The sequence below is a fragment of the Polyangium sp. y55x31 genome (genome assembly GCF_029946505.1).
Lineage (GTDB): Bacteria > Myxococcota_A > Polyangia > Polyangiales > Polyangiaceae > Polyangium.
In genome coordinates, this window is sequence record NZ_JARZHG010000004.1 from 587,467 (window position 1) to 600,089 (window position 12,623).

General features: G+C 68.2%; 8 protein-coding genes. 1 reads left to right on the forward strand and 7 read right to left on the reverse strand.

Translation table 11 applies throughout. From position 1 onward, the window contains the following. The first annotated feature begins 488 nt into the window (after positions 1 to 488). Positions 489 to 926, forward strand: a complete 438-nt coding sequence (locus QHF84_RS11345) for a hypothetical protein (RefSeq protein WP_281313255.1) — start codon at positions 489 to 491, stop codon at positions 924 to 926. Positions 927 to 980: 54 nt separating this feature from the next. Here the strand turns inward: QHF84_RS11345 and proB are convergent, their stop codons facing one another. The 7 genes from proB to QHF84_RS11380 all read right to left on the reverse strand — a co-directional run bounded on the left by proB (position 981) and on the right by QHF84_RS11380 (position 12,597). Beyond that, positions 981 to 2,102: a glutamate 5-kinase gene (gene proB, locus QHF84_RS11350; RefSeq protein WP_281313256.1), complete on the reverse strand. Its 1,122-nt coding sequence runs from the start codon at positions 2,100 to 2,102 to the stop codon at positions 981 to 983. Further along, the gene (locus QHF84_RS11355; protein WP_281313257.1) at positions 2,095 to 2,763 is read right to left on the reverse strand and encodes a hypothetical protein; all 669 of its coding nucleotides are present in this window, start codon (positions 2,761 to 2,763) and stop codon (positions 2,095 to 2,097) included. The genes proB and QHF84_RS11355 overlap by 8 nt, the downstream gene beginning before the upstream one ends. A 41-nt stretch (positions 2,764 to 2,804) precedes the next feature. Then, complete coding sequence (locus QHF84_RS11360) at positions 2,805 to 4,631, reverse strand: FAD-dependent monooxygenase (protein ID WP_281313258.1); 1,827 nt, start codon at positions 4,629 to 4,631, stop codon at positions 2,805 to 2,807. Further along, the gene (locus QHF84_RS11365) at positions 4,628 to 5,080 is read right to left on the reverse strand and encodes a hypothetical protein (RefSeq protein ID WP_281313259.1); all 453 of its coding nucleotides are present in this window, start codon (positions 5,078 to 5,080) and stop codon (positions 4,628 to 4,630) included. The genes QHF84_RS11360 and QHF84_RS11365 overlap by 4 nt, the downstream gene beginning before the upstream one ends. A 97-nt stretch (positions 5,081 to 5,177) precedes the next feature. Next, positions 5,178 to 5,828 (reverse strand): carbonic anhydrase, encoded by a 651-nt coding sequence (locus QHF84_RS11370; protein ID WP_281313260.1) that lies wholly within the window; start codon positions 5,826 to 5,828, stop codon positions 5,178 to 5,180. Between the two features lie 5 nt (positions 5,829 to 5,833). Then, positions 5,834 to 7,405, reverse strand: a complete 1,572-nt coding sequence (locus QHF84_RS11375) for a SulP family inorganic anion transporter (protein ID WP_281313261.1) — start codon at positions 7,403 to 7,405, stop codon at positions 5,834 to 5,836. A gap of 509 nt (positions 7,406 to 7,914) precedes the next feature. Then, the gene (locus tag QHF84_RS11380) at positions 7,915 to 12,597 is read right to left on the reverse strand and encodes a metallophosphoesterase (RefSeq protein WP_281313262.1); all 4,683 of its coding nucleotides are present in this window, start codon (positions 12,595 to 12,597) and stop codon (positions 7,915 to 7,917) included. Between the last annotated feature and the right edge of the window lie 26 nt (positions 12,598 to 12,623).

Consider the following 12,623-nt stretch of genomic DNA (forward strand, 5'->3'; position numbering starts at 1 on the left):
TCACGGCAATCGACGCATCCGGAACACTTGGTTCGGGCGACCGTGACACGGGAACGTCACGAGATCAGTGCCCGGCTCCATCCTCGACTGTCGGACGGCCAGGCCACCGTGAGCTCGTAGAGACCAACGGCCGGCTGCTGCGCAAGGCCTCGGGCGGAGAAGAGGCTCACCCCACCGAACGCCATGACTGCCCATCCCGCGAGACGCGAATGCTTCATGCTCCCCTCCGTCGGCATGCACTCGGGGACGCGAGGGCCCCAATCGATCTCTAATGAATCCGCGCGGTGCGTCGATGCGAGCGCCGTCATGAACGCGTCCTCGCCGCCGGTGCTCCGCAGGTCCTGTCTTCGACGTGCGTATGCCCCTGAAATGGCCGACCGCGTCCTCCCTACCGCGGCGCGCGGGGATATGGATGGCGCGAATGTGCCGCAAGCGCTCGGCTTCATCGCGGCATAACCATTGCTCATTGGAGGGTGGGAGGTGTTCTCATGAAAGCAATCGCAATGAGCATGGTCCTGTTCGCGGGGATGGCCGCGGCGACGGCGCACGCCCAGGTGCACCCGCGGGTGTTCAGAGACCCGGGGCCGGGGGCCGGTGCGACGGCGGTCGGAACGGCGTCCGGTACCGTCCCGGTGTCGGCTCGTTTGGCGGGGTGCCGTGGATACATCGTGGAGACGAACGATTTCGAGATCACCCTGGACCGGGCACGGCCGAACCTCCGGCTGCGCACCGATTCCACCAAGGATCTCGTCCTCCTCGTGCAGCTCCCCGACGGCTCCTACCGCTGCGACGATGACAGCGGCGGGGAGAATCAGCCCGAGATCAACATCGTGACCCCGCCGCTCGGCACGTACCGCGTGTGGATCGGCGTGTATGCCCCCGGGGTCATCGCCGACTACAGCTTCCGCATGTCGAGCGATACCTGATCCAGCGCCCACGAGCGCTCCCCCTTCCCGCTCCCTCCTGTCCGGAATCTCTCCTCACTCCATCGGAAGCACGACGAGGTCGTCCCGATGGATGACGACGATCTCCTCCCCGTCCTCCTCGCGCTTCTGCCCGGCCACACGCGCCGCGTCGGACTGCGAGAGGCGGCAGAGGCCACGCGCGATCTCCCGGCCGTCGGGGTCGACGACGGAGACGGCATCCCCCGGCTGGAACATGCCGCGGACGCCGAGCACGCCGACCGCGAGGATGCTGCGGTTTTTGGCGCAGATGGCCTCGGCGGCGCCGCGATCGACGAGGATGACGCCGCGAGGTCGGAGGGTGTAGGCGATCCAGTGCTTGCGGGCGCTGAGGCGCTGGTGGACGGCCGGGAAGAAGGTGCCGACGTCCTCGCCGGCGACGACACGGCCGAGGATCCCAGGCTCGCGGGCGTGGGCGATGACGACGTGGGCCCCGGCGAGCGTCGCCCGGCGCGCCGCCTCGACCTTGCTCGTCATGCCGCCCGTGCCGACGCCCGAGGTGGAGCCGCCCGCGAGCGGGCGCGCCTCGGCGGCGATGCTGCGGACGAGCGGGACGCGGCGGCCCTCGGCGTCGAGCAAGCCCTCGACGTCGGAGAGCAGGAGCAGGAGGTCGGCGTCGACGAGGGGCGCGACCATGCTGGCGAGCTGGTCGTTGTCGCCGAACTTGATCTCCTCGACCGCGACGGCGTCGTTCTCGTTGATGATCGGGACGCACCCGGCTTCGAGGAGCGCGCCGAGGGCGCCGCGGGCGTTGTTCGTCCGGGCGCGGTCGGCGAGGTCGGCGTGCGTCAGGAGAACCTGCGCGACGGGGATGCCGACCTTGTCGAAGGCCTCCTCGTACCGCTGCATGAGGATGCTCTGGCCGGCGGCGGCCGCGGCTTGCAGCCAGGCGATGTCCTTGGGCCGGCTCTTCAGGCCGAGCTTCTGGATGCCGTGGGCGATCGCGCCGCTCGACACGATGACGACGCTGCGCCCGCCGCCACGTCCGGCGCGGTGGCCGCGGTAGGCGGCGACGTCCTGGGCGAGGCGGTCCCACGCGTCGCCAGTGAGGCTCTTCGAGCCGATCTTGAGGATGGCGCGCCTCGTCTTGGCGAGGACGGCGCGGGGGTGGGACGAGGAGGCGGGGTCGCGCTCAACCATCGTGCTTCACGACCTCGTCGAAGGCGGCTTCGAGGCGCCGCTCGACGTAACTCGGCAGCGAGGCGCCCGTGAGGATGGCCGTGTCGATCCAGCGGGTGAACTCGTCGCGGAGATCCTCGATGGTCTCCGGCAAGGTGATCGGGGTCGGGCGGAGCATCGGGGAGAAGGCGTGCAGGAAGGCGCGGTCGATGGTCTCGCGGATCTTGCGCGCCTCCTCGGCGTGGATGCGGACGGCGCCCGAGCGGCGGGCCTGCGTGATGTAGCGGTCGAAGAGGTGGCCAAACGCGAAGACCTCGAGGGCGCGGGCGAGGTTCGTGAGGGCGCCGAGGGGGCCGAGGCCGCGCTTCAAGATGGCGAGGCCGATGGCCTCGGCGGCCTTCCTGCCGAGGGCGCGGGCGGCGTTCTGCTCGCTGTCGACGTTGGCGAGGATCTCGCGGGCGTCGGTGGTGAGGCTGATGCCGTGGCGCGTGGCCGTGTCGTGGGCGAGGGCGCCGCGCAGGCGCGTGACGATGCGATCCGGCAGGATCGGCAGCGGGATGGCGAGCGCGCCCATGGCCGCCGCGGAGAGGACGGCGAGGCGGCCGGACGGCGCGGGCGCCGCCATGGGGACCGCGACGGTGCTCTGGCTCTGGGGGCGCACGGCAGGGGCGGGGGTCGTCATGGAGCCGACCGTACCCGAGCGGCCGGCGAAGGGGCAAGCCCTCACCCCCCGACCGTCTCACCGCCTCCGTACACGTGACCGACGATCGACGCGATCAAGGCGTCGGAGAGCGTCACGCCGCGCGTCTGTCGCCACGCGACGTGTCCGTCCGGCCGGATCAAGAGCGCGCCGTCGGGCTCGATCTCGAGCGCCGTGTGCACGGCAGCCACGTGACAGACGGGGATGTCCGCCGCGCCGAGCTCGAAGAGCCGGACGCCGTGGCGCGCTTCGATCCGGCCGAGCGCCTCGACGTCCGCCGGATGCGTCTCGACCGCCGCGCCGACGAGCAGGGTGGACGTGCGGTAATCGATGATGGATCGGCTGCCGCGGCGCCGCGTATTGCCATCCAGCCAGAAATGCGGGAATCGGGCGCCCGGCCGCGTCGAGGGGACGTAGGAGGACACGCGGTCGTCGGACGCGGGCGGCTTCGTGCCGTCGGGCAGGATCGCGCCTTCTTCGTAGGTGTAGCCGAGGTCGAGGCCGATCCGATCGAAATGGGACCTCTGCTGCGCGATGGCGGCGAGGACGCGCTCTCGCACGGAGGGGTCTCGATGGTATCGCGAGAGGACGCTCTCGGCGTACCGTTGCGCCTGTCGTTCGGCGAAGGCGCGGACCTTTTCGGGCAGCGCGCGCATCGTGGAGCTCGCGAGCTTCTCCGTCGCCCATCGAGCGTCGTTCACGTTGATGCCGAAGGCCTCCGCGACCTCGTTCATTCTCTCGAAATTGAGCCGGCTCTCGTCGCAGTTCGTCTGGACGACCGGGCGGCGCTCGGCCTCGTAGCTGTCGAGCAGCTCGGGCGGGGCGCGGCGATCGAGCACCATCGCGAGCTTCCAGGCGAGGTTGTGCGCGTCGCCGATGCCGGAGTTCATGCCGAGCCCGCCGGTGGGCGGGAATCGATGGGCCGCGTCGCCGATCAAAAAGACACGCCCGCTCCGGAAGCGGTCCGCCACCTGCGCGGTCATGCGCCAGTGGCTCATCGAGGTGATCTGGATGTCCACGTCCTCGCGCCCGAGCGCCGCCTTGATTTTCTTCAGCATCACCTCCGGGGTGTATTCCTCGACCTTTTCGTGCGGCGTCGCCACGGGGAGATGGAAGACCCATCGTTTCTCGACGTGGTGGGCGATGAACGCGCTGCCCGGCGCCTTGGGCGAGAAGATGAAGTAAAGCTTGCCGCGGGTGCGGACCACGTGGCGCAGGTCGGCCTCGAAGTAGGCATTGACGACGTCGAGCAGCTTGTCCGGGCCTCTCATTTCGATGCCGAGCGCCTTGCGGCTCCGGCTGCCGGCGCCGTCGGCGCATAGGACGTACTGGCTCCGTATCGTGAAAATCTCGCCGGTCGCTCGATTCAGGATCCGGCTCGCGACGCCTTCCTCGTCCTGTTCGAAGGACTCCCACTGGTGATTGAAGAGCGTCTGGATGCGCGGCGAGGCCGCGACGTGTTTTTGCAGGATCTTCTCCAGCTCGACCTGGGAGACATTGAGGTAGGGCATCGGGGCTTCGAGGTGCTCGCGGTATTTGCGCCCGATGCTGCCGGCTTGCAGATCGATGCAGCCGAACTCTTCGCCGATCGTGTCGCAAAAGAGGACCTTGGCCGCGTCCTCCGCCGGCGACGCCTCCGCGGAGAGCTCGTCGTAGCCGAGCCCGAGCTCGTGGAGGATTTCGATCGAGCGCGCCGAGAGCTCGTGGGCCTTCGGGTGCGTGTCCGTCCCCTGCCGGCGCTCGATGAGGATACAATCGATGCCGCGCTTCGCGAGGCACAAGGCGCTCACCATGCCGGAAGGCCCGGCGCCGATGACGAGGACGGGGGCCGTGACGGTGCGAGAGCTCATGTCGCATCACCTTTCTTGTTGCAGAGCGAGACGCCGGCGAAGAGCAGCGCCGCGGAAATGCTCAAATGCAGCATGGCCGGCGGGAGGAAACCGAAGAGGACCCGGCCATCGGCGTCGAATTCGGCGCCCGCCGCGTTCTTGAAGAGGGCGGCCACGAAGAATCCGCCGATGTGGAGGGCCCCGAGGAGGGCGCCCGTCCGGATCCGCCAGAGAGACCGAGGGGTGGCGGTCCAGAAGAGGTAGATGGAGGCGAGCGCGCCGAGGGCCCCGCCGCTGATGAGCCAGAGCAGGTGGAACCGCGCATGCCCCGGCCAATCAGGGTTTCGGAGGTGGTGCGGATCGAGGACGTCGATCAACGCCGTGAGGAGGCCGTACGTGAAGGTTGAGAGGATACAAAGCGCCTTGCCCGCGATCCAGGTCGCGGAGGAAGGCGGGTGCTCGGAGCTCATGAGAGCGAGTAGAGCACGAGCGAGGCGAGGCGTGATGGCCGCAGGCGGCCAGGGGGTGGCTGGAAATGAGCCATGCCCCGCCCTCGGCCGGAGGACGTCAATGCTTCGAGGGCACGTCGTCGAATTCGAAGCGGTAGATGTCCTCGAGCGGGGTGCCGGGCTTCATCTGCGCGTGTTCCTTCAGAAAGCCGGTGCGGATGTCGTAGACCCAGCCGTGGAGCGTGGGGCGGTTGTGCAGCGCCCAGGCGTGCTGGACGAAGCTCGTCTCGGCGAGGTTCTGCACCTGCTCGGCGACGTTGAACTCGACCAGGCGGTCGAGGCGCTTGTCGAGGTCGGAGAGGGTCTCGAGGTCGCGGCGGTGGGCGCGATAGACGTCCTTGATGTGGCGCAACCACTTGTCGATGAGGCCGAAGGAGCGGTTCGTCATCGCGTTGCGCACACCACCACAACCGTAATGGCCGCAGACGATGATGTGCTTCACCTCGAGCACCTCGACCGCATACTGGAGCACCGAGAGCATGTTGAGATCGGTGTGCACCACGAGGTTCGCGATGTTTCGGTGCACGAAGAGCTCGCCGGGCTCGGTGCTGGTGACGGACTCGGCCGGGACGCGGCTGTCGGAGCAGCCGATCCACAGGAACGCGGGCGTCTGCGTCGTCGCCGTGCGCTCGAAGTAGTCGGCGCGAATGGCGAGCTTCTCGGCGACCCAGGCCTTGTTGCTGAGCAGGAGCTTTTTGTACGCGTCCATGACGATCACCTCGGCGCCGGGAGCTCTCCGTCGGGGCGCTTTCCTCGCAGGTTCTTGAATTCCACCTTGATGTCCTTGTACTTCGCGTTCTCGACGAAATCGTCGAGCACCTCGAACGCGTCGCGATCGATGTGCAGGGCGCGCGTGCCGTCGATGATCAGCATCGTTCCCTCGGGGATCGCCGATAGCTTCTCCTTGAGCTCGGCCTTGTGCACGAAGCTGATGTCCTTGTTGAAGCGCAAGAGCGCGTAGTTGTCCTGCGAGACCACGATCATCGCCGCGTGCGAGTTCGTGCGGATGACGAAGAAGACGCCGATCGCGAGGCCGATGAGGACGCCCTTCAAGAGGTCCGTGAAGACGATCGCCAGGATCGTCACGATGAACGGCACGAACGTGCCGATCCCCTCGCGCCACATCTGCTGGAAGAGCGAGCGCGGCGCGAGCTTCGAGCCGATGACGATGAGGATCGCGGCGAGCGCGGCGAGCGGGACGTGATTGAGCACGCGGCCGAGGAAGAGGACGGCCGCGAGCAAGAGGCAGGCGTGGAGGATCGTCGACCAGCGCGTGCGGCCACCGGCATACACGTTCGCGCTCGTGCGCACGACGACGGACGTGACGGGCAGGCCCCCGAGCAGGCCCGAGGTGATGTTGCCGAGGCCCTGCGCGACGAGCTCGCGGTTCGGCAGGGCGATACGCTTGAACGGGTCGAGCCTTTGCCCGGCTTCGAGGGCGAGGAGCGATTCGAGGCTCGCGACCGCGGCGAGGGTCACGCCCGTGACGTAGACGCGTTGATCCTTGAAGGCGGCCCAGAGCGGGCGCGGCAGCTCGCCGACGATGTCCACGGGCGAGCGGAGGATCGGGAGCGAGACCAGGTGCCCATCCTCGCCCTTCAGGTGAAACCCGTCCGTGCCGAGGCGAAACGCCTCGTTGATCAAGGTGCCCACGACGACGACGACGAGCGGCGCGGGGATGAGCTTGAAGATTTTTGCTCGCGGGACGACGAGTTTGTCCCAGGTGAGCAGGATGAAGAGCGAGACGAGCGAGATGACCACGGCGCCGCCGCTCGCGCTGAGCAGCGACCTCACGATGGCAGAGAGGGTGTTCTCCTTGCCGTCGGGCTCGATGAAGCTCATGTCCATCTCGAAGTCGAGGTCCCGGCCGAGGGCGTGCGGGATCTGCTTCAAGACGATGACGATGCCGATGGCCGCGAGCATGCCCTTGATGACGGCCGTGGGGACGTAGTCGGCGATGGCGCCGAGGCGGAGCGCGCCGAAGGCGAGCTGCAGGACGCCGGCGAAGATGACGGCGGCGAGGAACGCCGGGTAGCCGAGCGTGTGGATCGCGGTCGCGACGATGACCGTGAGGCCCGCGGCCGGGCCGCTCACGCTGACGTCCGAGCCCGAGACGAAGCCGACGACGATGCCGCCGACGACGCCCGCGACGAGGCCGGCGAGCAGCGGCGCCCCGGACGCGAGCGCGATGCCGAGGCAGAGCGGAAGCGCGACGAGAAAGACGACCAGCCCCGCGGCCGCGTCGTAGCGGAGGTGGTCCTTCCCGATGTTCTCCTTGAGCGTCATCCCGACCGTCGCTTACGATCGTTGGCCGCGGCAAGCCAGAGGAAGATCACCTTTGTGTGCAAAGCGTCCGCGTCCCGGACAACGGGGCGTTGTGAACCTCCTCGGCCTCCTGTGTAAGGTGCGCGCCCGTTTGCCCCGGCAAGATGAGGTTTCAGGAGAAAGCGCCCGCATGTCGATCCGTCGTCCGCGTCCGTTCGGTCTCGTGAATCTCGGACCGGCCGTGCTCGGCCTTTGCCTTGCGGCCATCGGATGCGGCGGCGCGGCCGCTTCGGCCCCGAACACGGGGGACGAGGCCAAGGCGAGCGAATCGAAGCCGGCGGGCGAATCGAAGGCGGACGTAGCGGCCCCGGCGACGACGACGCCCGGCGACGCGGCGCAGGCAGCGGAAAAACCCGCCGCAGGGGCAACAGCAAAGTTCGCCCTGCCGAACGTGGAGATCACGAGCCCGGAGGAGCGAAGGACCGTGACGCTCGCGATGGTCGTGGGGCTGATCTACCGGATCAAGGGGCTCAACGGAGCTTCAATCGGGCGAGGGGGTGCTCGGCATGGGAGCGCCCCTCGTCGGTGTTCTCGACGTCCGGCCGGAAATCGTAGTTCTTGAAGGAAAAACGGCGCGGGTGGACGCGGAGGACGGCGCCGCTCGGGGCGCGGTGGATGGACGTGACGCTGTAAGCGTGGCCGTGGGGGATGTCGCGCTCGCGTCCGCCATACACCGCGCCCGCGATGATGCGGAGCGCGTCGGCGCCGCCGCCCGTGACGATACGCTCGCTCTTCGCGTCGTGGACGTGGCCGGCGAGATAGGCGTGGGCGCGGCTGCCGAGGAATCGAGCGAGGTCGCGCTGCTCGGCGAGCCAATCGTCTTCGAGCGGGTGATGGCCGAGGACGAGGACGAGCTCGCGGTCGCGGGCGGCGTCGTTGAGGAGCGCGCGCTGGCGCTGGCCGAGGCGTAATTTGCGCGCGTCGTCGTCGCCGGCGGCGAGGAGCGAGGTGTTCACGCCGAGGAGGCGGAGGGACAAACCGTCGCGGGTGGTCTCGGTGGCGGACCAGAAGAGGTCCTTGCAAGCGGGCGCGAACGAGGCGGCGAATTCGAGGTAGGCGGCCTGGCGGCGGCGGAGGAGGTCGAGGTCGACGGGGTTTTCGAGGGCTTCGTCGAGGTCGTCGTCGCCGCCGCGGAGGCCGCGGAGGAGGCGTTTTACGTTGCGATCGGCGTCGATGCCTCGGTCGACGTCGTGGTTGCCGGGGACGACGAAGATGCGGTCCTTGGAGAGGCCGAGGCGCTGGGCGACGTCGAGCAGCCATTTCGAGGCTTCGGCGTATTGATCGGGCTTGCCGCTCCACGCGATGTCGCCGGTGACGAGGATGGCGTCCGGGCGTGGGAGGTTTTTCCCGGCGAGGTCTGCGAGATCGTCGCGGAGGATCGAGAGGATCTGCGATTGGTTGTGGCGGTCGCCCGCGCCCGGGAGGCCAAAATGCAGATCGGAGAGGTGGAGCCACGTGAAGAGCGGCGCGGCTTCGGGCGCGGGGGCGGGGGCGGAAACGAAAGTGGTGGCAGGCGCGGGAGCGGATGCGGATGCGGGCGCGGATGCGGACGCGGATGCGGGCGCGGGCGTGGCGCCGAGGATGCGGAGGGCGGCGACTTTTTCGGGGCCGGCTTCGTCGAGCAGGGTTTTCCACGTGGGACAGTTGGCCACGAGGTCGAAGCCCGTCATGAGGGACGCGTAATCGGCGTGGGCGAGGGCGAGCGCGCCGAGCGGGCCGTCGAGGCGGCCGTGGTGCTGGCGAATGAGCTTGGCGTGCTCGTCCCAGGCGAATGCGACCCAGAATGCGTCGACGGGGTTCTGATCGAGCCACGTCTCCCAGGCCTCGTCCGAGGTTTTTTCGTCGGTCGGGTGGACGGAGAGGTGCCGGCTCAAGGCAAAAAGCCACTCGTTCGCCGCAATGGTGCCGACGTCGGCGAGGAGCACGGGCAGGGCGAGCGGGTTTTTGAGGTCGAACGTCAGATTGGGCGGACGGGCCTCGGCGTGAATGCCGAGCCTCGGCCGGTGGATGTAGATGAGCCACCAGAAATCGTCCTGTTCGAGCACGCGGGCGACGTGCGCCTCCTCGCCGAGGGCTTGATCCCAGCGTGCCTCCCAGTCGAGCGCGTCGGCGGATGCGTCAGGGTTTCCTAGGAGCGCGGCATAACGACGGCGATCCTGCGCAGGGACGAGGTCGCGCACGAAATCGCGGCCGAGCGCCGTGCCGAAGGAGCGCAGGAACGAGCGTCCGAGCGAGCGGAAGAAATCACGCACGAAGTTCTGCGCGAACGCGCGGCCGAAGGAGCGGAGAATGTCGCTGCGGAGGTCGCGGCCGAGGGACTGGACGAATTCGCGGACGAACGTGGGTTTCGGGTTGCCCGTGAAGGAGCGCGGAAAACTCCAGGCGAAGGTGCGGACGACGGTGCGGACGAAGGCCGTGGCGATGCGGTGGACGGCGTCCTCGGGAATGGGCTCGCCCTGCGGGAAGGCGGCGAGCGCGTCCTGGTTGAATCGCACCATCCGCTCGATGATGGGGACCTCGACGAGGTCGGCGTCGCCCATGCGATCACGCGCGAGCTTCGGATGGCGGAGGGTGGTGGTGATCGGCGCAGGTTGCGGGAGCGTGGAGAGGGGCTGCGGGATCTTGCGGAAGGCGAGCGGCGACGTGAGGGTATGGGTCCAGTCGGAGAGGCGCCAGCCGTAGGGCGATTGCAAGAGGAAATGGACGCGCTCGGGGTAATGCTCGGTGTAGGCGAGGCGCGAGCCGATTTCGGAGCGGATGCGATCGCGCAGCCAGCGCGCGGCCCCGAGGAACGGGGCCTCGGACGGGACGGGGGCCTCGGAGAGGCCGGTGAGCCAGCCGAGCGTGGTGCGATAAACGGCCGTGCCGCCGAGCGCGGCGAGCGCCGTGGCCCAGTGATCCACGGTGGAACGCTCGTCGAGGATGGTGCCGAGCGCGGGTTCGTCGCGGAACACGACGAGGTCGGGCAAGAGCTCGGCGAGGTCGGGGCGAGCGCGAATACGATCGGCCGCGCCGGGCAGGTCGCCGAGGAGCTTGCCTTCGAGGTGGAGGGCGGCGAGGGCTTCGGCGGCGGAGCCTTTTTCCTGGAGATCGGCGCAGGCGGCGCGAAGCTCGGCGCGCAGGTCGGAGTCGCCGAATTCGCAGATGTCGTCGAGGACGAGGAAGATGTCGCCGGAGAAGGCGGGTTTTTGGGCCCAGCGGGAGAGGATGACGGAGAGAATGACGCGCCGGTCGCGCTCGCGGGAGACGAGGCCGTCACGAATGGCGCGGCCGAGCGTGAGCCAGCCTGGATGCTCGGGCGTCTTGGTCAGCTCGTCGACGATTTCGCCGAGCAGATCACGGACGAGCTTGCGGCGGCGTTCGCCACGTTTCCGCGCGAGGACGTACCACCGGAGGAGGAGCACCTCTTCCCAGGCGCCGTCGCCGAGGTGTCCCCGGACGAACCGGCCCTCGTCCTCGTGGTCGACGTCGAAGCTATTGGCATACGCGGCGAGGTATTCCTGGAGCGTGAGGTGCAAAAAGGAGAGCTTGCCGCCGCCGCGGTCGACGAGCAGGCCGACGCGGTCGCAGGCGAAATCGATGAAATCGCGCATCTCGGCGTGGGCGACGTCGTGGGGGAGGTCGCGCTCTTCGTCCTCGGCGCGCTCGCGGTGGAGCTGGGTGAGGAAATCGAGGGCGTCGTCGCGGGAGAAGAGGCCGCGGACGCTGTAGGCGTCGCTCACCGCGCGGGATTGGACGTGGAGGGCGAGTTTTTCCAGGTACGCGCGCGGCAGCTCCGGGGGGAGGGCGCGGCGCTCGAAGGCGTGTTTTTCCGGGCGCTCCTTGGCGTCGAGCCAGGTGCGGAGAAGCATGTCGACGCATTTTTCGTAAAGCTCGCCGCGCTCCTGGGGGAGATGGCCGAGGAAGCGGTGGACGAAGGCCATCAGCGTGAGCAGGAGCGGGTTCGTGGCGAGGGCGCGGACCTGCGAGGTGCGGAAGACGGCGCGGCGGAGGGAGTTTTTTTGTTCTTCGCGACGGCGGTCGTTGTCCGGGATCTGAATGCGGTACCAGCGTTTGATGAAATGGTCGATGTCCTCGTCGGCGAGCGGGCCGATGCGGAGGTGATCGAATTCGTAGCGAGGGAGCGCGATGTCGGCGGTGTAGCCGTGGATGCGGGAGGTGACCCAGACGGGGCAACGAGGGAATGCGGCGCGGAATTCGCGGACGGCTTTGGCGACGCGGCTCCGGGTGGTGGAGGAGCCGACTTCGTCGAGGCCGTCGAGCAGGACGATGGCCTCGCCCATGCGCAGGGTGGCCTCGAAGAAGGCGGGGTGCGCGTTCGGGAGGGAGTGGTCCGTGCGGGCGCGTGCGGTGAGGAAATCGATCAGGGAGAGGTCGGTCTTGTGCGATTCGACGGCGTAATCGCGCAAGGAGACGAAGAAGGGAATACGCCACGGCGGGGATCGATACCCTTCGAGGTTGACGCCGGGATCGGAATGCAGGAGCGAGAGGAACGCGAGAAGCGTGGTCTTCCCCATGCCCGGATCGCCCAGGATGAGGGCGGAAGCGCCCCGATCGAGGAGTTGGGCGAGCGTGGGGTTTTTCCGGCCCCGCTCGTCGGTGATGAATCGTGTGGGCACGAAAAGGTCGGCGAGGCGAATATCGCCGCGCGCGTCCTTTTGACGGAGCGCGTCGGGGGGAAAACCGAGCAAGCTGACGTGCTCGAACGCGCGGGCGACCTTTTCGCGATAAAGACGGGCGAAGGCGTGAAAATAAAACCCATCATAGCCGGGGAGCAGAGCGCGAGCCTCAATTGATTCGGGGTAATAACGGGCGAGGAGGGAGGGGACGAGGTGCAGATTTTTGACGAGCTCGGCCGTCGACCACGTGCTGACCGGATGCGGCTCGACCCAGGGCTCCCCAGCAGCGGGAACGGCGTGGAATTGTACCGTCTCATTCGCATTCGATGGATGGAGAGTGAGAAAGAAGCCGGGCTCACGGCCAGACGGATGCCAGCGCGCTCCTGCCCTTACGAGCTCTTCGACGAGAGTGCCGAGCTCACGTATCCCATCCATCTCGGCGGGCAGCCCCTCCAGGATCGGCGGCAGCGCCTCAGCGTGCCCCTCCGCGCCCGGCAGCGTGCCCGCGAAAAGCGCGACGTCGTCCTTGTCCATCGATCCACCCTCCCCCGAGGACAGAT